This window comes from Aquimarina acroporae (genome assembly GCF_023195925.1).
GTDB lineage: Bacteria > Bacteroidota > Bacteroidia > Flavobacteriales > Flavobacteriaceae > Aquimarina > Aquimarina acroporae.
Genome location: NZ_JALPRE010000006.1, coordinates 41,669 through 66,454, shown reverse-complemented (window position 1 = coordinate 66,454; position 24,786 = coordinate 41,669). Strand labels below are relative to the sequence as shown.

At 34.0% G+C, this 24,786-nt stretch carries 20 protein-coding genes; 13 read left to right on the top strand and 7 right to left on the bottom strand.

The genetic code is table 11. From position 1 onward, the window contains the following. Window positions 1–22: 22 nt before the first annotated feature. The gene (gene radC / locus M0D21_RS08695) at window positions 23–718 is read right to left on the bottom strand and encodes a RadC family protein (protein ID WP_248328481.1); all 696 of its coding nucleotides are present in this window, start codon (window positions 716–718) and stop codon (window positions 23–25) included. Between the two features lie 229 nt (window positions 719–947). Between radC and M0D21_RS08690 the strand changes: the two genes are divergently transcribed. The 3 genes from M0D21_RS08690 (at window position 948) to M0D21_RS08680 (ending at window position 2,550) form a co-directional block, all read left to right on the top strand. Further along, window positions 948–1,391, top strand: coding sequence for a hypothetical protein (locus M0D21_RS08690; protein ID WP_248328479.1), 444 nt, complete (start codon window positions 948–950; stop codon window positions 1,389–1,391). A 107-nt stretch (window positions 1,392–1,498) separates the two neighbouring features. After that, the gene (locus tag M0D21_RS08685) at window positions 1,499–1,942 is read left to right on the top strand and encodes a DUF1569 domain-containing protein (RefSeq protein WP_248328477.1); all 444 of its coding nucleotides are present in this window, start codon (window positions 1,499–1,501) and stop codon (window positions 1,940–1,942) included. Between the two features lie 5 nt (window positions 1,943–1,947). Next, on the top strand, window positions 1,948–2,550 hold the full coding sequence (locus M0D21_RS08680; RefSeq protein WP_248328475.1) for an FMN-binding negative transcriptional regulator: 603 nt from the start codon (window positions 1,948–1,950) through the stop codon (window positions 2,548–2,550). Window positions 2,551–2,563: 13 nt separating this feature from the next. Here the strand turns inward: M0D21_RS08680 and M0D21_RS08675 are convergent, their stop codons facing one another. Further along, window positions 2,564–3,916: a UDP-N-acetylmuramate--L-alanine ligase gene (locus tag M0D21_RS08675; protein ID WP_248328473.1), complete on the bottom strand. Its 1,353-nt coding sequence runs from the start codon at window positions 3,914–3,916 to the stop codon at window positions 2,564–2,566. A 364-nt stretch (window positions 3,917–4,280) separates the two neighbouring features. On the opposite strand from M0D21_RS08675, the gene M0D21_RS08670 reads away from it, so the two are divergent. Continuing rightward, the gene (locus M0D21_RS08670; protein WP_248328471.1) at window positions 4,281–10,313 is read left to right on the top strand and encodes an alpha-2-macroglobulin family protein; all 6,033 of its coding nucleotides are present in this window, start codon (window positions 4,281–4,283) and stop codon (window positions 10,311–10,313) included. Between the two features lie 115 nt (window positions 10,314–10,428). After that, entirely contained in the window at window positions 10,429–11,076 is a 648-nt protein-coding gene (locus tag M0D21_RS08665) for a TIGR02117 family protein (RefSeq protein ID WP_248328469.1), read from the top strand. Between the two features lie 10 nt (window positions 11,077–11,086). Here the strand turns inward: M0D21_RS08665 and M0D21_RS08660 are convergent, their stop codons facing one another. Continuing rightward, window positions 11,087–11,797, bottom strand: a complete 711-nt coding sequence (locus M0D21_RS08660) for a hypothetical protein (protein WP_248328466.1) — start codon at window positions 11,795–11,797, stop codon at window positions 11,087–11,089. Between the two features lie 214 nt (window positions 11,798–12,011). Here M0D21_RS08660 and M0D21_RS08655 point away from each other — a divergent pair, with 214 nt between their 5' ends. Further along, complete coding sequence (locus M0D21_RS08655; protein WP_248328464.1) at window positions 12,012–12,458, top strand: nuclear transport factor 2 family protein; 447 nt, start codon at window positions 12,012–12,014, stop codon at window positions 12,456–12,458. 4 nt (window positions 12,459–12,462) lie between these two features. Beyond that, window positions 12,463–13,518, top strand: coding sequence for an SMP-30/gluconolactonase/LRE family protein (locus M0D21_RS08650; protein WP_248328462.1), 1,056 nt, complete (start codon window positions 12,463–12,465; stop codon window positions 13,516–13,518). A 9-nt stretch (window positions 13,519–13,527) separates the two neighbouring features. Here M0D21_RS08650 and obgE read toward each other — a convergent pair whose 3' ends face one another. From obgE to M0D21_RS08635, 3 genes are read right to left on the bottom strand one after another with little or no spacing between them, the layout of a single operon-like run. Next, window positions 13,528–14,526 (bottom strand): GTPase ObgE, encoded by a 999-nt coding sequence (gene obgE, locus M0D21_RS08645; RefSeq protein WP_248328460.1) that lies wholly within the window; start codon window positions 14,524–14,526, stop codon window positions 13,528–13,530. A 22-nt stretch (window positions 14,527–14,548) separates the two neighbouring features. Next, the gene (locus tag M0D21_RS08640; protein ID WP_248328458.1) at window positions 14,549–15,043 is read right to left on the bottom strand and encodes a hypothetical protein; all 495 of its coding nucleotides are present in this window, start codon (window positions 15,041–15,043) and stop codon (window positions 14,549–14,551) included. 53 nt (window positions 15,044–15,096) lie between these two features. Beyond that, complete coding sequence (locus M0D21_RS08635) at window positions 15,097–16,203, bottom strand: adenylate kinase (RefSeq protein WP_248328456.1); 1,107 nt, start codon at window positions 16,201–16,203, stop codon at window positions 15,097–15,099. Between the two features lie 154 nt (window positions 16,204–16,357). On the opposite strand from M0D21_RS08635, the gene M0D21_RS08630 reads away from it, so the two are divergent. The 3 genes from M0D21_RS08630 (at window position 16,358) to M0D21_RS08620 (ending at window position 20,652) form a co-directional block, all read left to right on the top strand. Beyond that, window positions 16,358–17,515, top strand: a complete 1,158-nt coding sequence (locus tag M0D21_RS08630) for a 5-(carboxyamino)imidazole ribonucleotide synthase (protein ID WP_248328454.1) — start codon at window positions 16,358–16,360, stop codon at window positions 17,513–17,515. 19 nt (window positions 17,516–17,534) lie between these two features. After that, window positions 17,535–18,020 carry a 5-(carboxyamino)imidazole ribonucleotide mutase gene (gene purE / locus M0D21_RS08625; RefSeq protein ID WP_248328452.1) on the top strand — a complete coding sequence of 162 codons (486 nt, stop codon included), beginning with the start codon at window positions 17,535–17,537 and terminating at the stop codon, window positions 18,018–18,020. A 610-nt stretch (window positions 18,021–18,630) separates the two neighbouring features. After that, window positions 18,631–20,652 carry a M3 family metallopeptidase gene (locus M0D21_RS08620; RefSeq protein WP_248328450.1) on the top strand — a complete coding sequence of 674 codons (2,022 nt, stop codon included), beginning with the start codon at window positions 18,631–18,633 and terminating at the stop codon, window positions 20,650–20,652. 74 nt (window positions 20,653–20,726) lie between these two features. Here M0D21_RS08620 and M0D21_RS08615 read toward each other — a convergent pair whose 3' ends face one another. Then, the gene (locus tag M0D21_RS08615) at window positions 20,727–23,252 is read right to left on the bottom strand and encodes a M20/M25/M40 family metallo-hydrolase (protein ID WP_248328448.1); all 2,526 of its coding nucleotides are present in this window, start codon (window positions 23,250–23,252) and stop codon (window positions 20,727–20,729) included. A gap of 173 nt (window positions 23,253–23,425) precedes the next feature. On the opposite strand from M0D21_RS08615, the gene M0D21_RS08610 reads away from it, so the two are divergent. The 3 genes from M0D21_RS08610 to M0D21_RS08600 all read left to right on the top strand — a co-directional run bounded on the left by M0D21_RS08610 (window position 23,426) and on the right by M0D21_RS08600 (window position 24,778). Then, entirely contained in the window at window positions 23,426–23,929 is a 504-nt protein-coding gene (locus M0D21_RS08610; RefSeq protein ID WP_248328446.1) for a GbsR/MarR family transcriptional regulator, read from the top strand. An 88-nt stretch (window positions 23,930–24,017) separates the two neighbouring features. Then, entirely contained in the window at window positions 24,018–24,341 is a 324-nt protein-coding gene (locus M0D21_RS08605; RefSeq protein WP_248328444.1) for a hypothetical protein, read from the top strand. Continuing rightward, the gene (locus tag M0D21_RS08600) at window positions 24,338–24,778 is read left to right on the top strand and encodes a hypothetical protein (RefSeq protein ID WP_248328442.1); all 441 of its coding nucleotides are present in this window, start codon (window positions 24,338–24,340) and stop codon (window positions 24,776–24,778) included. The genes M0D21_RS08605 and M0D21_RS08600 overlap by 4 nt, the downstream gene beginning before the upstream one ends. The last annotated feature ends 8 nt before the right edge of the window (window positions 24,779–24,786 follow it).

Genomic DNA, 24,786 nt, shown 5'->3' with positions numbered 1-24,786 from the left:
ACCGTATTTATTAGTACCAGATTCACATCAACGATTCATCAGCAAAGCTAAAATAACTTTTTTCCCCTATAATAAGATGATCAAGTACCTTAATATCTAAACTTTCTCCTGCCAGCTTTAATTTTTGAGTTAACTTCTTATCTGATTCACTTGGTTTTATTACACCACTAGGATGATTATGACCAATAATTAAATGGCTTGCTCCATATTCCAGTGCAAACCTAAATACAATTTTAGGGTCTACCAATGTTCCTGTTTTACCACCAATACTAATTTGCTTTTGCTGTAGTACTTTGTTAGAATTATTTAAATATAATACCCAGAATTCTTCGTGATCTAAATCACCTATATATTTATTAAAAATTTGATAAGCATCCTTACTAGAGGTAATCTTCGACTCAATCGCTACATCTCTATTTCTTCTTCGTCCTAGTTCAAGACCAGCTACAATCGCGATAGCTTTCGCTTCTCCTATTCCCTTAAAACTCATTAACTGCTTGACAGAAAGCTTGCACAATTTATTGATTTTATGATCCACACTAGCCAATATTCTTTTACTTAAATCTACAGCACTTTCTTCCCTATTTCCAGAACCAATTAGAATAGCCATTAATTCGGCATCTGACAAAGCATTTTTCCCTTTAACGATTAATTTCTCTCTTGGACGATCATTTTCACTCCATTCCTTGATGGAAAAAGACGGATTCACCTCATTCATTTGTTAAATTTTTAATATTTATTCTCTTCATCTACCTACTTATAAGTATAAACTATTTATCTCAAAAACAAGTCATTATTACTTTATAAATATCAAAATATCAAGTGGGTCTTTTTGAAGAAACCTCAATATTTACTGCAATATATTTGTTTGAAAATGAAAGTTTTACTATATTTGGGCACCCTTAATCGAAAAATGAATAATTAAACACCTTCAAATTAACCTATTTATGAAGAATATTTTTACTATCGTTTTACTTCTTTCTGCATTAAATTTCTATGGACAAGATAAGAAGGTTTCTTTTTTAAATTTAGTAGGAAATAACATACAAGTTCCAAGAGGTTGTGAAGCACAATCTGAATATGAATTACAAGCATGTAATGGTACTTCTATAAAATGGGATTACTATACAGATGATATGTTATCTGCCGTTTTCGACGCTACAATCTCTGCGTTTGCTGAAGGAAATACATCTAAAACAGAAGTGACTTTTACTTCTTTTGGATCACAACTTAAAGGATTTAAGTTTAAAATGGGAACAACATACCAATATTTTCTTAAAGGTACTATTAAGGATCAACCCTTAATGATAAATTTAGGAACACCAACAGATATTGCAAATAGCGAAGATCTTGATGGTTTCTTAAGTTTATTCTTCGATGAAGTAGGTTAAATACAACATTTTAATATATCAAAAGGCAGATCAATGATCTGCCTTTTTTATTTTTAAGAAAATAATACCTTATTTTTGAGGACACTCATCCACAAAAATGGAGCATTATGAAATCTTTATTCGATGAATCTACCTCACAGGAAATACAAAATAGGATTAATAATATTTCTGAATCTACAAATCCGGCATGGGGAAAGATGAATGCCTCACAAATGTTATATCATTGTCAGTTTCCATTAAAGATTGTTCTTCAGAAAGAACATCCGAAATTAAAACCGAATTTCTTGGCAAAACTATTCTTCAAGAAAGCGATGTATAACGATAAACCATGGAAAAGAAACCTACCTACTCATTCTAAATTAAAAGTAGTTGATCAAAAAGAGTTTGAAAAAGAAAAACAAGAATTACTTAACTTAATTAAAGAATTTTCTGAACAACGAAACAAACAAGAATGGGCACCTCATCCTATGTTTGGAAAATTCACCAGGGAACAATGGGGTAAAATGCAATACAAACATCTAGACCATCACCTACAACAATTTAACTCTTAATTATAGTGTATCCACCAAAACATCACCAAGAATACCATATCGAGAATATTAAAGAAGTTGCTAAAGCATATCCTTTTGCGACTCTTATTTCAGCAAAAGAAAATACGCCTTTTATCACTCACGCCCCATTAATTTTTCATGGAGAAAAGCTAGTTGGTCATATCGACCGAAACAATCCTCACACTGAACTTTTAAAGAACAATAATGGCATAACTACAATTTTTAGTGGTCCTCAAACCTATATCTCCCCTTCGATATACACAACAAAACAATTACCTACTTGGAATTATGTTATCGCTCATGCCCGAGGAAAAGTTAAAGAAATCAAAGATCCAGAACGCATTAAACAATCTATGGTGGCTATGACAGATTATCTCGAAGGTGAAACTCAAAAATTCATCTTAGAAATTAATGATCCTCGCATGGATCGCTTGGTGCCTTATATTCACTGTTTTGAAATAGAAGTTGAAGAATGGGAAGGTAAATTTAAATTAAGCCAAGACAAAAATCCTGCTGATATCAAAAACGCTAAGGAGGAATTAATACATTCTAACCAAAAAAACATTACCAACTTCGTTGATAAATTATTTGAACGCCATTTCAAATAACAACGTTCTTTAATTACAACAAGTCTTTTACATCCTCAAAATTTAAACCTCCATAGTTTCCACTACTCATAAGCAAAAGAACAGAATTAGAAAAATCTTCCTCCTTGAGATATGACTGAAAATCTAAGGGGTTAGTATAGATAATAAGGTCTTCCCTATTAAATGATGTGGCTATTTGTTCTTTAGAAATTTCTTCTAACCTCTTTATTTTTACTGCATCCGGAGAGTAAAAAACCACTGCTTTATCAGCCTCATTTAAAGCACCTTCATACTCCTTCAAAAACTCTACATTAAGACTACTGTACGTATGAAGTTCTAAACAAGCAATTACATTTCTATCTCTATACTGTTCTTTTACCGCCTTTGTAGTAGCACTTACTTTTGAAGGGCTATGCGCAAAATCTTTATAAGCTACAGCTTTTGGGGTTTCTGCAATTTTTTCCAATCTCTTAGAAGCTCCTTTGAATGATGCGATCGCTTCGTAAAAATCATCCTCATCAATTCCCATATGCTGGCAAATCCATTTTGCTCCAGCCAAATTACTTAGATTATGAGCTCCAAAAACCTCAATTGGCATTTCTCCTTCAGGTGTGGCCAGAAGAGTTTTCCCATCTTCAATTTGATAATCAGGAGTAGCGTAAGGAAATTTACGAATGGGTATTTCTGTTGCTTCTGCCAATTGCTTTACCTCTGCATCTTCTTCATTATAAACCAAAGCACCTCCATTTACTATAGAATTCATGAAAATTCTAAACTGATCTACATAATTATCAAAAGTTGGAAACACATTAATATGATCCCAGGCAATACCACTAACCAATGCAATATTGGGTTGATATAAATGAAATTTTGGCCTTCTATCTATTGGAGAAGATAAGTATTCATCGCCTTCAAGCACCATAAAGTCATTCGCATCGGTAAGATGAACCATAGTATCAAAGCCTTCTAGTTGGGCTCCAACCATGTAATCAACTTCTTTGTCATGATAATGCAATACATGCAAAATCATAGAAGTTATGGTTGTTTTACCATGAGAACCTCCAATTACTACACGTGTTTTATCTTTAGATTGTTCATACAAAAACTCGGGATACGAATAAATTTTCAAACCGAGTTGTTGCGCTTTTATAAGCTCTTCATTATCCTCTTTGGCATGCATACCAAGTATAATTGCATCAAGATTTACGGTAATTTTGTCCGAAAACCATCCAAACTCCTTCGGTAATAATCCGTGTTTTTCTAATCTTGATTTTGAAGGTTCAAAAATAGTATCATCACTTCCTGTTATCTGATATCCTTTTTGGTGCAATGCAATAGCAAGATTATGCATTGCGCTTCCTCCAATTGCAATAAAATGTACGCGCATAGTAAAATTTTGAATCTATTGGTAAAGATACAATCTACATTGAAAAATGTAAGATTTCTTAGCAAAACCTTTGACCTTTTACTAACTCATACCAAGATTACACTAACTTCAAATCACTTTTTACTCATTTCTAATTGATTATAAATCCTACATATCTTTTCTTCGATACCGAATACAATTTATAATATGAAAACTGTTATGACTCATTTCAAATACGTAGTTTTATAAAGTTATGTATGAACCCAAGATTCTTAGCGTTATAAAATTGGTATAAGTCTTGTTTGAGTCTATTAGCAACCTAAAATCAATTATGATGAAAAAGTATATCATCCTTGTCATATTTACTTTATCAAACCTTACCTATATGAGTGGTCAAAATGATTTCAAGGCCGAATGGAAGGAAGTAGAAACCTTTGATCAAAAAGGCCTTCCTAAGTCGGCACTAGAAGTGGTTGAAAAGATTTTCACAGCTGCAAAAAAAGAGAATAACGATAATCAACTTATTAAGTCGATGCTGTATAAAGCAAAGTATATGCTTACTCTAGAAGAAAATGCTCAACTTAATATCATCAAAGACTTTAAAGCTGAAATCGAAGAAAGCAAATTTCCTAAAAGTAATATTTTAGAAAGTATTTTGGCCAATTTATACTGGCAGTACTTCCAGAATAATAGGTGGAAGTTTTATAATCGTACTCAGACCTCAGAAAAAGTAGATGAACAGGATTTTAGGACATGGGACTTAGAAACTTTATTTGCAGAAATTCATACATACTATCAAAAATCCATCGAGAACGGTGTATTAGCACAACAAACAGACTTAAGTAAGTTCGATGCTATTTTAAACGCCTATGAAGAGTCAAAAATCTACCGTCCTACACTATATGATTTTTTAACTCATAACGCGTTAGAATTCTATAAAACTTCAGAAATCAATATCACAAAACCAGCATATGCCTTTACCATTGATAATCCCAAATACTTAGCCGATCATGATTCCTTTTTAGTATTAAAAATTGAGAATCAAGATTCTTTATCCCTTCAAGGAAATGCATTAAAACTATACAAAAACCTAATTCAGTTTCATAATCGTGATAACACTCTAGATGCACTGGTAGAGATCAATCTAGAACGTATAAGATTTGTATATGAAAATGCAGTTTTCATTAACAAAGAAGAGGTATTATTAAACACATTAACTACCGAAAAAGAAAAAGTTAACAATAATAAGGTAGCTGCACTTTATGATTTTGAAATTGCCAATCTATACAAAGAACAGGCGGCAAGTTATTCTCCCAAGAACAATACGAATCATAGATGGAAACTCAAGGAAGCATTAGAGATTTGTGATACTACTATTAAAAAATTTCCAGATTCTAGAGGGGCAGGAAAATGCGAAACCCTAAAATCAGAGATTCTTCATAAAGAACTCAATATTAAGACCGAAAAATATGTTCCGATTCAAACTCCGGGAAGACTTTTAATTACATATAAAAACCTAAATCAACTTTATTTCAAGGCATTAAAAATAAGTCCAAAACAATTAGAATCATTAAACAGATTATATAGAGACGAAGAAAAAGTTCGGTTTTTAAACAATCTTAAAGTCGTAACATCTTGGGACTCTTCGATAAAAAACGAAAACGATTACCAAACTCATTCTACCGAAGTGCAGGTGCCAAAACTTGATCAGGGATCTTATTTGATTCTAGCTACTCTGGATAAAAATCTTTCAGAAAATACGGTATTTTCATATGGAGACTTACAAATAAGCAACCTAACTCTCGTAGAAAGTAAAACTTCAGAAAAATCAGTCTTTCAGGTATTGAATAGAAATAATGGAAAACCCATCGCAAATGCCAAACTACATCTAAAGACAAAAAACAATAGAGGCTACGGACAAAAACTGGATAAGACTGTAACTACCGATAAAAACGGACAAGTATCTCTATCTTTTAATACCTACTATTATGACGTAACCATAACAGCTACTTATGAAAATGACAAAGCCTATTTTGACAACGTCTACCTCAATCAATCTTATAAAGAAAATTACGACAATGATGGTCTGAGACAAAATACATTCTTATTTACAGATAGAAGTATATACAGACCGGGGCAAACTGTATATTTTAAAGGTATTGTAATGTCTGCTCAAGGCAAGGAAGACTTCAAAGTTATGCCAGATTATTTAACATATCTAACTCTTAGAGATGTTAATGGACAAGAAGTAAAAAAACTAACTGTAAAAACAAATGATTATGGATCGTTTTCTGGTGAATTTATACTTCCATCTTCTGGTTTGACCGGAATGTATATGATACAAACCATGAATTACAAAAGTGTTTCCTTTTCTGTGGAAGAATATAAACGCCCAAAATTTGAAACCAACTTTAACCCGATTACCGAAACATATAAGGTAAATGACGATATACAATTAACGGGAACGGCAAAAGCATATGCCGGAAGTAATATTACAGATGCCAAAGTTACTTACAGAGTACACCGAAAAGTGCAATACCCAAGATGGTGTTATTGGTACCCCCGCTACACTTCGGAGTCTCAAGAGATAACACATGGAGAGACCAAGACTAACGAAAAAGGAGAATACATAATTAATTTTAAAGCGCTGCCTGATCTTAATGTAGATAAAGAGAATTTACCAATTTTTAATTATGAAGTAACTGCAGATGTTGTTGATATAAATGGAGAAACCCGAAGCACTACAACTACTGTACATGTTGGGTATCACGCAATGACCGCTACAATTTCGGTACCAAACAAAATTGACAAGACAGTAAAAAACCAAACCTTATCGGTTAGTACTATTAACCTGAACAACGAACCTATAGCCTCTAGTGGAACCCTTAAAATTTTCAAACTTAAGGCTCCAGAACAACCTATGCGATTAAGACCATGGGGTGCTCCCGATTATCCTGGTTTTGAAAAAGCGGAATTCAAAAAATTGTTCCCTCATGACGCTTTTAAGGATGAGCACGATTATCGCAATTGGGAAAAAGGAGAGCTGCTTCTCAATCGTACTTTTAATACTGCAGCCTCCAAAGAAAATAAAATTGGCTCTCAGGAAATTGCACTTAGCAACCTAAAAAAATGGGCGTCTGGTAAATATGTTATTGAATTAAACACCAAAGATAAATTTGGACAAGATGTTAAAGATATTCAATATATAACGTTATACAACCAAGAAGACAAACAGATTAGTGACAATCAATTATTTGAAATCACAACCGATCAAAAAACCTATAAAACGGGAGAGATCGCTACAATCAAACTCAGTTCATCTTCTAAGGATATCACTATAACCGTAGATATTGAGAAAAACTATCAAATAGTTGATACAAAGTATATTCAATTATCCGGAAACAGTAAAACGATAAAAATCCCAATCGAAAGTAATGACTTAGGTGGTTTTTCTGTAAGCTATAGCTTTGTAAATTACAACGGTTTCCAAAGTGGAGCAATTCCCATCGCTGTTCCCTATGCCCCTACCGATTTACAAATCGAAACCAAAACTTTTAGAGATAAATTAAAACCCGGACAAGAAGAGACCTGGAGTTTTACCATTAAAGGAACAAAAGGAGATAAAACCAGTGCCGAACTTTTAGCAAGTATGTATGATGCTTCTTTAGATCAATTTAAACCTCATCAATGGTATTTTGATCCTACCGCCAGACCTACATACTACACAAGAAATAAAAGAAATGGAGGGTACAGTTTTGGAGTGAATGCCTTTATTCTAAACAATAACCCAGGATATAGCTCTTACTATCGGAGCCCAAATTTTGATCGATTAAATTGGTTTGGCTTATATTTTAACCAAAGTTATTATGGAGGAAGAGCATTGCGTAAAAAAGCCATGGCTGCACCAATGGCTTCTGGAATGGTTATGGAAGCCGAAAACGATGCTGTTTTAGAAGAAGTAGTTGCAGATGAAGCGGTAAGAAAAGAGGCTGCACTCACAGGAAATGCTACCGATTCTATAGCTACCGAGGAAAAAGTAGCTACTAAAGAAACATCTCTCGAAGGAGTGAAAATTAGAAAAAACCTTCAGGAAACCGCCTTTTTCTTTCCTCATTTAACCACAGATGTTGAAGGTAATGTGAGTTTTAACTTTACTGCTCCAGAGGCATTAACACAATGGAAACTACAACTGCTTGCGCATACCAAAGAAATGCATTCTGCTACACAAACCTTAGAAACGGTTACCCAAAAGGAGTTAATGATTTTACCTAACCCTCCACGGTTTTTGAGAGAAGGAGATCAAATTGTTTTAAGCACCAAAATATCTAACCTTTCTGAAAACAACCTGAACGGAATTGTAGAGTTACAGCTATTTGATGCCATGACCAATACAAGTATCGATACGAAACTTCAAAATACAGAAGCACGACAGAACTTCTCTGTAGACACCAAAGGAAACACAAATGTTTCCTGGAGTCTTCACATACCAGATGACGTTCAAACCGTTCAATATAAAATTATTGCTAAAGCTGGAGACTTTTCTGATGGTGAGCAAAATGCGTTACCTGTATTAAGTAATAGAATGTTGGTTACCGAAACACTCCCTATGTGGATTCGTTCGAACCAAACTAAAACGTTTACACTTGAAAAATTAAAAAACAATACTTCAACCACATTAAAGCACCACAAGCTCAGCCTGGAGATGACCTCGAACCCGGCCTGGTATGCTGTACAGGCACTTCCCTATTTGATGGAGTACCCTTACGAGTGTTCTGAGCAAACATTTTCAAGGTTTTATGCAAATGCATTGGCAAGTCATATTGCAAATTCGAATCCAAGAATACAAGAAGTGTTCAATCAATGGAAATCTACAGATGCTTTACTGAGTAATCTGGAAAAAAATCAGGAACTGAAATCATTAATGATCCAAGAGACGCCTTGGCTCAGAGATGCACAAAGTGAAACTGAGCAGAAAAAACGTATTGCGCTGTTGTTTGATCTTAACAAAATGAACAACGAATTACAATCTGCACTCAATAAATTAAAAAACATGCAGCTTGGCTCAGGTGGCTTCCCATGGTTCAAAGGAGGAAGAGAGAATCGTTTTATCACCCAACATATTACAACAGGATTGGGTCATCTTAAAAAACTTGGAGTAAGAGAGTATGATAAACCTACCTTAAATATGGTACAAAATGCTATCAGATTTTTGGACAATGCCTTTGTAAGAGAATATGAAGAGCTAAAAAGATATTGTAAGAAAAACAAAATCGACATCAATAAAGATCACTTAAGCTATACTCAGATTCATTATTTATATATGCGTAGTTTCTTTTCTCATATAAAAAGACCTAAAAAGACTAATGAAGCATGGGATTACTATTTAGGACAGTCCAAAAAATATTGGCTCAATCAAGGTTTATATGCTCAGGGAATGCTAGCACTTATCTTAGACCGAAATAATGAATCTACATACGCTAATAAAATAATTAGATCTTTAGATGAACGAAGTATAACAAACGATGAACTTGGCATGTATTGGAAATCGAATACATCAAGCTGGTATTGGTACCAAGCCCCTATTGAAACTCAATCCTTGATGATTGAAGTCTTTTCAGAAATAGAAAAAGAACCAAAACGTACAGAAATTGTAGATAACCTTAAAATATGGTTACTTAAAAACAAACAAACCAATCGCTGGAAAACCACCAAAGCTACTGCTGATGCTGTGTATGCACTATTATTGCAAGGAAGTGATTGGATTTCGATTACAGACATGGTAGAAATTGTTTTGGGAGATCAGAAAATTGACCCTAGTACTATGGAAGATGTTAAAGTAGAAGCCGGAACCGGGTATTTTAAAACTGTATGGAATGGCAAGGAAGTGAATCCAAAAATGGCAACAGCACAGATTTCTAAGAAAGGAAAAGGAATAGCCTGGGGAGCTTTATACTGGCAATATTTTGAAAATTTGGATAAAATCACTCCAGCCAAAACCCCATTATCATTAAAGAAAAAGCTCTTCCTTAAAAAGAATACAGATACTGGCGAGGAAATTACAGAGATCACCGATAAAACCAAGTTAGAAATAGGAGATTTGGTACGAGTACGTATTGAATTAAGGTCAGATCGCACTATGGAATTTGTTCATATGAAGGATATGAGAGCATCAGGCTTAGAGCCAGTCAATGTAATTTCTCAATACAAATGGCAAGATGGCCTAGGTTACTACGAAAGTACAAAGGATGCTTCTACCAATTTCTTTTTCGATTATTTACCCAAAGGCGTGTACGTTTTTGAATATGACCTTCGTGTTAATAATAAAGGAGATTTCTCAAATGGCATCACTACAATTCAAAGTATGTATGCCCCAGAATTCTCAAGCCATTCTGAAGGTATACGCATAAAAATAAACTAACACTATGAAAACCTGTCGTATTGCACGACAGGTTTTTTCTTTCACTTTATAGCCTTTGTATAAAAGTATAGCCTAATAGTTTGTAAATCATCTACATTTTTTTGTAATTCGCAGGATGAGAATACTAAAAAAAATAGCTAAATACCTTGGTGTTGTTCTCTGCATACCCCTATCGTATATCATTATTTCACTTATTTCGTCTTATATTACCGTGAATAAGAATAGTGCAAGTCCAGAAAAAAAACACACCATTTATTTATCTAGTAATGGTGTTCATTTGGAAATTATCATACCAAAATCAGAAATTGATCCTTCCATACTTTATAGTTTGAAATATGAAAATGATGAGGATTTTTTTTCGTTTGGTTGGGGAGACAAAACGTTCTATGTGGAAACACCAACTTGGGGGGATTTAACTTTTATCAATGGTTTTAGAGCTTTGTTTGTAAATACTTCTACCTTATTGCATGTTACAAGATATACCCATAAACAAGATGATTGGGTAGCCATTACTTTGAGTGGCAAACAGCTAAAAAAAATAAATCAATATATCAACAACTCATTTAGACTGAACAATTCTCAACAAAAAATTATTTTACCAGGTATAGGATATTATAAAAATGATGATTTCTATGAAGCCACTGGTAACTATACCTGTTTCAACACCTGTAATACTTGGGTAAACACGGGCTTAAAGCAAAGTGACATAAAAGCTTGTTGGTGGACACCTTACGATTTTCGTTTACTTTCTTTGCATCAATAATATTTCTTAATTATTTATTAGTATAACCTGAAAGTTCATCTTTAAGATTTAGTAAATTGACCATTACACTATCATATCCTTGTATTTGATTTCTCATAATCAAACCATAACCTATGATAATATTTTCGAATCTATGATCTCGAATGAGTCCTTCGTCATCAACCGGATAAAAATCTCTATATCTTATCTTCTCGAAAAAATAGGGTCTAGTTATATTCTTCACATAGTCATTTAACACCAATTCCTGTTCTTTTAAATGAACCAATGATTCATATGCTGTAATAATTTTTCGCTTTAATTCGTAATTCTTAATCAACTCAAAATCTCCAGATTCTTTTATACTCTCTAATGTAATAAGAGTTGGTTTATAATTAATTGCATTCAATAAACTTGGAGACCATCTACTAAGCCGTTGATCTGCATAATTCCCAATTCGCATAATATGCTGTAACGTATCAACCTTTGCTAATTGTTCATGGGAAGCTGCCAGGACCTCATTAAGGCTCATTATATTAGACGCATTCTCATTATCAAAACTAGTCAGATACGTACTCAACAAATCATCCTGTTTTTTTGATTCACTCCAGGCGTTTAATCTAAATGCAAGTGTAATACCTATTATTACAATAAATAAATCAACGATTTTAGATCTCCACTCGATGTTTGATCCAAACTTTTTTATTGGGTTTAGCAGTTTTTTGATGAGTCGTATAATTTTCATTGTTGAATATGTCTTATAGCCTTTTGGAAAAGTAAAAAATCTATTTTTCACTTATTTGGCTAAGATAAACTAAAATTGATGCTAACCAGACATATCAAATTTTAGTAGTTCTAACATTTATATTTGGTATATTTAAACCACCCCCGCAGTATTACATATCAAAAAACGATAACATTTATTTCATATCATTCTTATGACTACCAGAATTTTATCAATGATCTTTTGTTTAGTGTGGATATTAGGTTGCCAAACAACTACGGAATCTGACACAAAACACAAAAAAGAAACGTTAATCAAACAAATCGAAACCTTCAATAATGCTTTCAAAGAAGGAAACACAGAGTTGTTGGCTTCGATGATTACAGATAATTATGTACACACCAACGGTAACTCTAAGGCTATTCACAAAGAAAACTGGATTAATTATTTAAGCAAAAGACAAAAAGAAATTGAGTCTGGAGAACTTACCGTGAGGAATTATGAAATGAAAGACACCGAAATACAGTTGTACCAAGAAACAGCAATCGTAACCTCGAAAATCATTGTTTCTACCGTAAAATCTGACCGTTTACATGAAAACGAATTTAGAGTTACAAATATTTGGGTTTTAGAGAATGGAATATGGAAACGAGCAGGTTTTCATGATGGAAAAATAAAATAAAAACATGATGCGTATCACCACCAAACGAATCTTATTTGTAGTTCTAGTAGTAATTCTCGCTTTCGTTTTTCACACCTTAAATTCTACTGGCTTTTTTAGAACCGTCAAAAATTATTCTAAGGGTAAAACAATAAAGGCAGTGCCTATTAAAGGAGCAGAAGATATGACTATTAGTTATACAGATAATTTTGCGATCATCTCAGCAACCAACAGAGAGGTTTATCCTCCAAAAAAGGAGGAAAAAGGAGCGCTTTACCTAATGAATTTAGATACTCAAGAATTCAATACTGTTTCGCTCACCCAATCTTTTAATCAGCCTTTTGCTCCTCATGGAATCACTATGTTAAAAAAAGATAGTACCTATACTATAATGGCTATTAATCATACTACAACGGGGCACTCTATAGAAGTTTTTGAATTGGTTAACAACAGTTTAAGTTTTAAAAAATCGATAACCCATGCTTCTTTAAAAAGCCCTAATGATTTGGTGATGGTAAACGAAAATCAATTTTATTTCACCAATGATCATGGATACACAGAAGGAATCGGAAAAGTATTCGAAGAATACCTGGGACTTGCCGTCTCTAATGTGATATATTTTGATGGAAATGAGTTTACCGAGGTTGCGAAGGGAATAGCTTACGCCAATGGTATTAACTTCGATCCAACTATAAATCTAGTATATGTTGCTTCTCCCAGAGAGTTTGCTATAAAAGTGTATACGAGAAACGAAGATGGTACTTTAGCATTTATTGAAGATATTCCTTGTGAAACAGGAGTAGACAATATAGAAATTGATCAAAATGGAAATCTATGGACAGCAGGACACCCCAATCTACTCAGGTTCAAATCATATGCGAAAGGAAAAAAAGATACAGCACCATCAGAAATACTTAAAATAACATATCGAGGTAAAAATGACTATACTGTGGAACAGATATACGTAAACGATGGTAGCGAAATGTCAGGATCTTCTGTAGCAACCTCTTTTAAAAATCTAGTGCTTACCGGTAATGTGATGGATGATCAATTTTTAATATTACAAAGGTCTGAAGAATAAAACAATACTTTAAACATTTAGCATTTGCCAAAGTTTATCCTTTAATTCTTGAATACCCTGTTGTGCAACAGAAGAAATAAATAGGTAATCTACAGTTAATTGCTCATCTAACTCTTCTTTTAACTCTTGTTTCAATTCATCATCTAGCATATCACATTTAGAAATTGCTATAAGTCTTTCTTTATCTAATAAATCAGGGTTATAACGTCTAAGCTCATCTAAAAGGATATCATACTGCTTCTTAATATCGGGAGCATCTGCTGGTATCAAAAACAACAAGGTAGAATTACGCTCTATATGCCGTAAGAATCGATGTCCTATACCCTTTCCTTCGGCAGCTCCCTCTATAATTCCAGGAATATCAGCCATAACAAAGGTTTGAAAATCTCTATATTCTACAATTCCTAAATTAGGTTTGAGTGTCGTAAACTCATAATCTGCGATTTTAGGCTTTGCCGCAGTAATTACCGATAACAATGTTGATTTACCAGCATTAGGAAACCCTACCAAACCTACATCTGCCAGTACCTTCAGCTCGAGAGTAATATCATATTGCACACCCTCAACACCTGGCTGTGCATAACGAGGAGTTTGATTTGTTGGACTCTTAAAGTGCCAATTACCTCTACCTCCCATACCACCTTCTGCTGCAATATATTCCTGACCTTCTTCTGTAATTTCTATAATTACATTTTGAGTTTCAGTATCTCTAATTACAGTACCTAAAGGAACATCGATATAAATATCTTCCCCATCGGCTCCGGTACTTCTATTTTTGCTACCATGCCCTCCATGTCCCGCTCTAAAATGGCGTTTAAATTTCAGATGGTACAAGGTCCACATGTTAGGATTTGCTCGAACAACAATATGTCCTCCACGACCACCATCTCCGCCATCTGGACCTCCTTTGGCAATATACTTTTCGCGATGCAAATGCACAGACCCTTTACCTCCATTACCAGAAGTAACGTGCAGTTTCACATAATCAACAAAATTTCCTTCAGTCATAATTCAGTATATTTTGAACCTTTTAGTTTAAGTTCCTTAAAGATTTTCGTACTTTTTCTTCAAAAGTATCAAGTACAGATTCCCACTCCCCATTCATTTGGCGGCCATGAATTGTATAATTTGCCAAAAACTTATCAGAATTAAGATCGACATGAAGCTCCATTAAGTCATATTTTTCACTCTCGATATGCAACTTATACTTAAATCGCTTTACATTACCCTTTACTCTGTTCACCCGATATAACTCTCCTAAGCTCTTACTAGAAACCAATTGCCCATATGCCATACAGGTTAGAAAGTACTTACCTGCTCCTCTTTGCATTTTAGCTTTTACACTAGATCTTTGATTAAATTCGGTAAGCGCCTGATCATTATCGCAAAATTCAATAATATTTTTTGCTGTTTGATCGGCTACCCATTTTAAATCCTCTGGAATTTCGTTTAATGGAATTTCCTTAACTGTACTGGTACAAGCAGTAACTACAAACAGAATTGATATGAGTGTGATTTTATTCATCTGATCTAATTAAGATCTCTTTATTAGTTACTTACTACAACCTGTTTATAGAACTATAAGTTGTCTATAGTATCGCTAAGACGACCTGTTATCTCTTCTATTGCACCTACACCATCTACTCCAAAATACTTATCTTGTTTTTGATAGTAATTTTTCAAAATAGCAGTTTCGTCATAATATACTTTAATTCTATTACGAATAACTCCTTCATCTGCATCATCTGGTCTTCCTGAAGTTTTTCCTCTTTCCAATAAACGTTGTACCAAAACTTCATCATCTACTTCAAGCGCTACCATGGCACTAACTTCTGATCCTTTAGAAGCTAACAATTCTGCCAAAGAGTCTGCTTGTGCCTCTGTTCTAGGAAACCCATCAAAAATAAAACCATTAGCTTCGGCATTTTTTTCAACCTCTGCATTCAGCATATTGATCGTTACCTCATCAGGCACCAATTGTCCTTTGTCTATATACGACTTTGCCAGTACTCCAAGTTCTGTAGCATTTTTTATATTGTATCTAAATACATCTCCCGTTGAGATATGAATCAGATCATATTTTTGTTTTAAAACTTCTGCTTGTGTTCCTTTTCCAGCACCCGGAGGGCCAAATAACACTAAATTTGTCATGTTGCTTGTTTTTAATTGATATACATCAGTGAGATTACGCCCCTGTTCGTTATAATCGAGCCCGTAACCTACAATAAATCGATTTGGGATTTCGATCCCGAAATAGTCGATATGAATTTGTTTTTGATAAACTTCAGATTTGAAGAACAACGTAGCGATTTTAACCTCTGCACAATGCTTAGCCTCCAACATTTTTGATAAAGCTTCAATGGTATTTCCCGTATCTACGATATCTTCTATGACCACTACGGTTCGACCAGATAGGTCTGTTTCTAAGCCAATGAGTTCTTTCACATTATTTGTAGAAGTGGTACCATCATAAGAAGATAGTTTTACAAAACTCACTTCACAATCATGATTAAATCGCTTTAACACTTCAGAAAAAAACATAAAAGCACCATTTAACACACCAATAAACACAGGGTTTTTATCCTTGAGATCATGGTTTAATGTATCTGCAAGTTCATCTATAGCAGAAACAATTCTTTTTTCTTTTATAAATGGTACAAACTGTAAATCGTGCAGTTTAATCATAACTAGTTTAGCTTTCAGTACGCTAGTTTTTTATTTAAAGCGGCAAAGATAGTGATAATTTAAGGTTTGACTATAGCATTTAGCTCGTATTATTGTGGTTATTCCTTTTGAAAAAATTATTTTTGCTGCTAAAGTAAAATTTGAAACCCCAATAATGACAAATTTTTTCTCGTCAAAATTTAAATTAGGAATATTAGGAGGAGGTCAATTAGGCAAGATGATGTTATACGAAACTCGCAAGTATGATATTCAAACCCATGTTTTAGACCCTAATCCTGATGCCCCCTGCAAAATAGCCTGTGACCATTTCCAGCAAGGAAATTTGATGGATTATGATACGGTTTATGAATTTGGAAAAAAAGTAGATATACTTACTTTCGAAATTGAGACTGTTAATGTTAAGGCGTTGGCTAAACTAGAGAGCGAAGGGAAAAAGGTATTTCCCAGTTCCAAAACTTTAGAAAACATTCAGAATAAAGGGAAGCAGAAACTTTTTTATCAAAAAAATAAAATCCCTACGGCTCATTTTGTCAAATTGGCTAATAAAGCACATCTCGCAGAAGGCATTACCAGTAACAAAATAAAATTACCTTTTGTTTGGAAAAGTACACAAGGGGGATATGACGGGAAAGGAGTTTCTATTATTAAAACAGGTGCCGATGTAGCTAAACTCCCCGATGTAGAGTGTATTGCTGAAGAAATGATTAATTTCAAAAATGAATTGGCCGTTATCGTAGTTCGCAATCCCAGAGGAGAAATCAAAACATATCCAGTGGTAGAAATGGAATTTCACCCAGAAGCCAATCAGGTTGAATATGTTATATGCCCAGCAAGAATTGAAGATGATGTTGCTAAAAAAGCAATTGCAGTAGCTGAAAAAGTTTCAAAAGCTTTTGAACATGTTGGCGTTTTAGCTGTTGAAATGTTTCAAACCCAAGATGATGAAATATTGGTAAATGAAGTTGCTCCTAGACCACATAATAGTGGGCACTATAGTATAGAGGCTAGTTACACCAATCAATTTGAACAACATATAAGGGCTATTCTTGATCTTCCGCTAGGTGCAACTGAGAGTATTGTAGGCGGCATCATGGTAAACCTTGTCGGTGCAGAAGGACATACTGGAGATGTTTTGTATAAAAACATTGATAAGATTATGGAAATGAAAGGCGTTACACCCCATATCTATGGCAAAAAACAAACACGACCATTCAGAAAAATGGGACATGTTACTATTATTCATGAGAATATTGACGAAGCGCGTAAAATTGCAGAGAACGTAAAAAACACCATTAAAGTGGTTAGCAAATAAATATTAATCAAATTACATAATGAGCAAGGTTGGAATAATAATGGGTAGCACAAGCGATATGCCCGTAATGGAAAAAGCTATAGAAATCTTAAAAGGATTTGATATTGAAGTAGAGGTTGATATTGTATCTGCCCATAGAACTCCAGAAAAACTATTTGATTATGCCAAAAATGCTCATACCAGAGGTCTAAAGGCTATTATTGCAGGAGCAGGAGGTGCAGCACATTTACCAGGAATGGTAGCATCATTATCTCCGCTACCGGTAATTGGAGTGCCTGTAAAATCTAGAAATTCAATTGATGGTTGGGATTCTGTACTGTCTATTTTACAAATGCCAGGAGGTGTTCCTGTAGCTACCGTTGCTCTGGATGGCGCACTTAATGCAGGAATTTTGGCAGCTCAAATCATAGGCGCGAGCGATACTTGCGTACTAGATAAAATCTTAGTTTATAAAGAAGGATTAAAACAAAAAGTGATAGAAGGTGCAAAACAAGTAAAACAATAACAGTTTTAAAACACCCTATAAAATCATTCTATATTATAGAAAAGGAAAAAGAGTCGCTTTACAGCGACTCTTTTAATATTAGGTCTTACAAAGGAATATAACAATATTTATTAACCAACTTAAATATATTACACAAAAAATTCATCGTAAGACCATACTCTTAAAACCTATTGCAAAGGTAAAACCTTACTTTAATTACACAATAAAAGTAAAGAAAACTTATTAACAATTTTCGATAAAAAACTAACATTATCGACAAAATGCAATTTACACCTGTCTAACATTGAATTAATAGTAGAAAAGACATACAGATTTATTATTTTATACTTGTAGAAAATAATTTTTGATGATAAAAATCGAAAGAGCTGCGTAAATTGCAGCCCTTTCAATATATTTGGTCTATGCTTTGAAAACTAATTATTAACATCCATACCCCTGATACAATAATGTAGAAATTTTCGTCGCATGACCTCTTCACTAATAAACCTATATCAAAACTATTAGAATAGGACCTTATTGGAATCAAAAAGAGACAAAAGAAATACTCATTTATCGGTAAAAGGACCTTTTTTTCGACAAATGACCAAACAAAATAAATTATAATAGAATAATGAATAATCCTTTATTAGAATCATTTGATATCGCTCCTTTCTCAAAAATCAAATCAGATCATTTTCTTTCGGCAATAAAGAATGGAATTTCTCTGGCCAAAGAAGAAATCAATCAAATTGTTACCAATCCCGAACAACCTAATTTTTCGAACACTATAGAAGCCATGGATTATAGTGGTGAATTGCTTGATAGGGTGACCAGCGTGTTTTTTAACTTAAATAGTGCAGAAACCAACGAAGAGATTCAGAAAATAGCACAAGAAGTATCTCCTCTACTTGCTGAATTCAGTAATGACATCTCTTTAAATAACGACTTATTTAAAAGAATAGAGGCCGTTTATCTTCAAAAAGATGAAATTGACTTAGATCCAGAGCAACATACACTGCTAAGAAAGAGATACAAATCATTTTCTAGAAATGGAGCCAATCTACCAGAGGATAAAAAAGAAATATTGCGTAATATAGATAAAGAGCTTTCAAAGTTAGGTTTGAAGTTTGGCGAAAACGTGCTCGCTGAGACCAATAAATTTGAAATGCTACTCACCGAAGAATCAGACTTAGACGGGTTACCTGATGGCGCTAAAGAAGCTGCAAAAGAAATTGCTAAAGCAAAAGGCAAAGAAGGATGGATGATTACTTTGGATTACCCAAGTTATATTCCTTTTATCACCTATGCAAAAAATAGAGAACTCCGCAAAAAACTATCTCTGGCTTTTGGTTCTAAAGGATTTCATAATGATGATCTTGACAACCAAGAAATAGTTTTAAAAATAGCTAATTTAAGACATCAAAGAGCAGCACTACTGGGATATTCATCTCACGCACACTATATATTAGAAGAGAGAATGGCAGAATCACCGGATAAAGTGTTTGCTTTTTTAAATAACATCTTAGAAAAAGCAAAACCTGCTGCACAAAGAGAATTTAAACAATTAGCTTCTTTTGCAAAGGATCTTGACGGAATAGAAAATCTTCAAAAATGGGACGGAGCGTACTATTCAGAAAAATTGAAACAAAAACTGTTTGATCTGGACGATGAAAAATTAAAACCTTATTTCAAATTAGAAAATGTAATCGATGGCGTCTTTAAGATTGCTACTAAATTATTTGATCTTCACTTTGAAGAAACTAACGATGTAGATAAATACCATAAAGAGGTAAAAACATATAATGTTACCGATGCCAATGGTAATTTCATAGCATTGTTTTATGCAGATTTTCATCCCAGACCAGGAAAACGAAACGGAGCGTGGATGACTTCTTATAAATCACAAATGAGAAAAAATGACACGAATGTCAGACCTCATGTTTCTATTGTTTGTAACTTTACAAAACCCACGCCTAGCAAACCCTCATTACTAACTTTTAATGAGGTTACTACATTATTTCATGAATTTGGTCATGCACTTCACGGAATGTTGGCAAACACCACTTATCCGGGATTATCGGGCACTAGTGTATTCTGGGATTTTGTTGAGCTACCAAGCCAGGTAATGGAAAACTGGTGTTATGAGAAAGAAGCGCTTGAGTTATTTGCTAAGCACTACGAAACCGGTGAGGTAATTCCTATGGAACTGGTAAATAAAATAAAAGAATCTGCTACCTTCATGGAAGGTATGGCTACTATGCGCCAATTAAGTTTCGGTTTACTAGATATGTCATGGCATGGACAGGATCCCAGTTCAATAGAAAATGTAAAAGATCACGAAAGAAAAGTATTTAAAGAGACCTCTTTGTATCCTGATGTTTCAGAAAATTGTATGAGCACAGCTTTTTCACATATTTTTCAAGGTGGATATTCTGCGGGATATTATTCTTATAAATGGGCAGAAGTATTAGACGCAGATGCTTTTGAATATTTTAAGGACAATGGCATCTTTAATAAAGAAGTCGCTACTAAGTTTAAAGAAAATGTATTAGCCAAAGGAGGTACTGAAAACCCGATGACCCTATACAAAAGGTTTCGAGGGCAGGAACCAAAACCAGAGGCACTACTCAAAAGAGCTGGTTTGCTTACATAACCTTATTCAAAATAAATAAAAAGGTGCTTCATAGATTTTGAAGCACCTTTTCTTTATGTAACAAAATATATCACTTACTGAATTACGATTTTATGCGAGATCGTATCTTCTCCTTTCGTTTCAATATTAATCAAATACACTCCAGAGGTAAGGAATAAACGCTTAGCTGATAATGTATTCTTCCCAGATTCCAGATCAAATTCAGAAACTTTTTGCCCTTGTAGGGTATAAAACATTGCTTTTACACCTTGACTAGCTTTATTTCCTATCTCGACAGTAAACGTATCTTTAGTTGGATTTGGAGTAATCTTTATAGAAGACAATATTCCTTCTCCCTCGTTTCCAATAATCGGAGTTATGTTTTCAGAGTTTACTCTTTGTGTTAGTGCTCCGGAACAAGAACCTTCATAAATTTTCACATTAGAAAAAACAGAAGTGTTTCCACTTCCTGCATCATTATCATTAACAAACACCAATCGATTCATTGCACCAGTATAAAAATTACCAACAGGGATTACATATCGAGTAGTGCCACTTCCGTAGTTATCATAATTAGTCACTCCATAATTCTGTGTACCATGAACTTTAAAATATCTATTTGCAGTTAAATTATCATCATCTTCAAAACCAATACCATGAATTTCCCCCTGAGAAGAACTAGTAAAATCAAATTCTATTACGGTAGAAGCGGTTACGGTATAGTTAAAAGGAATAGATTTCCAAGTATTATTTTGTAGAGAAAGTCCAGCACCAGAATTTACCACAGAAAAATCTCCTGCAGAATCTTGGTTGGAGAATGATGAAATGGTAAAAGAATTAAAATTCAAACTATCACAATTATCTGGTCCTGGGTCTACGGTTGCCTCTCCTACCTTAAGATCATCTACGGTAATATCTCCCTGCCAACTATTACCAGTAACTGCACTAAGCCTCAATTCTATTGTTTTGCCTAAATAGGCAGAGAGATCGATAGTTGCTTCATTCCAATCACTACCTTGATCACCAGACTTACTAAATATAGTGGTATACGAAACTCTATCTTCGGTTACCTCAACAGAAAATGTTCCTATAGCACTACCTTGCATATGATACTGAAAACTTAAACTGGGACTAGATAGTCCCGTAAGATCAAAACAAGGAGAATTTAATATTGCTCTTTTACTAGGAAAACCAGTTCCATTACCAGAGGCCTCTACATAGATATATGAGGAACCTTCAATTGCACTGCTTGGTCCAGTACCATTCGAAGGAGTTCCGTTAGCATCAACAGTCCAATCCAGATCATCATTGGTTGCTTGTACCCAATTCCCTACTCCACTCTCAAATCCATTTTGATATGGAAATGATGTAATTGCAGTTGCGCAAGAATCTCCGCCCCCAGGACCTCCTCCTGTAACTCCATTAGAAATTTCGATCATATATTCTAACGCTAATTTGGCAAATTTAGCAGAATGCTCTGCATTTGGTGTAGGAGAACGATCAAAGGTATCTCGGGTAGTATGAATATTTGGGTTATGTTCTCCAAAACGAGCTTCAAATGGAAAAGTTACATCATACCCTTCTTGCGCCCAGCTATAATGATCAGAACACCCATAATTACATCTGGAAGTACCATAAGTAATTCTATGTGTACCGGAAGCATTATAGTAATTTAATAATGAAATCATAAAATCATTAAGAGTATCATCATTATAAGAATCTGTTGATATAAAGACATCTTCGGTAGATCCCTTATAATTTGTCATATCCAGTTGCATATAACTTATCACATTTACATTTCGACTTCGGTAATCCTGAGCAATTTCCTTAGACCCCCTTAATCCAACTTCTTCGGCTGCAAAGGCCATGAATTCTATAGTTCTTTTAGGTTTAAAATTCATAGAAAACAAAACACGAGCAACTTCAGTAATACTAGCTATACCAGAAGCATTATCGTCTGCTCCTGGAGCATTTGAATTATTTCCTCCGGCTGTAGAATCTGCATGCCCACCAAGAATTACAAATTCATCTGGCTTTTCTGTACCCGTAACCGTCATAACCAATGACGGCATAGCTGTACTGGTATGTTCTACTACTCTAACCGATACATCACTACGACCTGCGGCAAGATTTTCCCAAATGGTTTTTAGATCCAAAATTGCCTGTCTAGCAGTATTTGTAGTATGATATCGGGTTCCATAATTTTCCCAAACCTGAATTTGATCGGCAATGTTTAGATTATTTACTAAATCTAAACTTTGTCTAACTAGGGCATCTTGAGTAATTGAAAAACTTGCTTTCTGATGTACCTTATTAGCCATTTTAGCTATATTATCAATAGCGGAAACTGCATTTTTTTCTGAACTTTCATAGACAAAACCGGGTCCATGAACCAAAACTTTATGATGCAATTCCTCGGCAGCTTTGTCTGTAAGCATTACTGCACTATACCCATTTGCAGATTTAATAATCTTAATATCCTTTGGGTGATTTAGTTGAAGTCCCTTTGCATCTTTAGTTTGCATAGTTGCAAAGAACATGTCATTGGTTTGTTGCGCATAGCTATACGAAAAACATACGCACAGCAATACTACTGAAATAATTAGGTTTAATTTTTTCATTATTATACGAGTTTGTGTTAGACCTATAACTTACACAAAATCAACACATAACAAAAACGGATTCCCCTCAAAATAATAACTGTATTTACTCATATTTCTCCTATAGTATTAGTATAGAAATATTTAATTTTCAATAATTTTTGAAAGTTTGATAATTTTTATATATTTGTACTATGAATTACGAAGAAGCTAAAAACAGATTTATTTCTACCTGGGGATCTTTAGGGACACTATGGGGAATTAATAAAGCTATGGCGCAAATACATGCTTTGTTACTCATTTCTCCCGAACCACTCTCTATGGAAGATATCATGGAAGAATTACATATTTCCAGGGGAAACACAAGTATGAATTTACGTCAATTAATGGATTGGGGTATTGTATTTAAAGAAAATAAAATAGGAGAGCGTAAAGAATACTTCACCTCGGAAAAAAATGTACAAGAGCTTGCTAGACAAATTGCAAAAGAAAGGAGTCGAAGAGAATTGCAACCCACCATTAAAATTCTTAACGATGTATCTAACATAGATGATGATGGAAGTAGTAAAACTAAAGAACTTATTAAACAAACCAAAGCCCTACATGAAATGGCAGAAACACTGGACATAATGATGAATAAAGTAGTAGGACAGGGTAATAATTGGATCACCAAAGCCCTCGTAAAACTGGTCAAGTAGTAGTAAAAAAGGATCGTAAAGGAGGAAAACTCCTTTTTCTTTTCAATAGAATTTTCAATATTTTTTGAAACTTTAAAATAATTAAAACATGAAAATTATACATTATATCAACAGCACAAGCTTTATCATAACGCTACTTCTATACATTACCATCTTTTACGGTATGATGGCACAAGTTTTTTTAGGAGGCATTCAAATTATTATGGCCATAATAGTATTTACATTTTGGAAAAGAATGAATACTCTCCAAAAGAAACACCTTATCGTATACGCGGTCTTAGTCATCCTATATGGTTTGACATCAACAACTGATGTTGTAGACACCGATTTTGGAATATTATTTCTAACACTGGTTCCTATGTCTATAGCTGGTTATTTTGTTTTTATCACTCATCAAATAAGTAAAATATGAAATTTAATATTCCAAATTGGATCATAATTATTGCCGGAGCAGGTCAAATATTCACTGCACTTATATACCCCTATATAAGACATCAGGTTTTTGACTGGTATAACGATGTAAAGCAATTAAAACCGCTTAATCAGGAAATTGCTAAAACCTATGGCAGATACATTCAAGGATTGAATTTTTCCTTTGGAATAATCGCAATAGTTTTATCATCTCAACTTAAAGAACCAACGCTAATAGCAATAGCACTTAAGGGGCTTATCGCAGCATATTGGGTTGGTAAAGTCGCTACTCAAGTGGCGTACTACCCCATGTATGAAATTCCTCAAAAACCGATTTTTAAGATAGGGAGTTATTTTATGAATGCGCTGTTCGTTCTTTTTGCTACAGTTTTTACTCTCTTGGTTATTTATAACTGCATCAATTTTTTCAACCTTTAATTCTAATT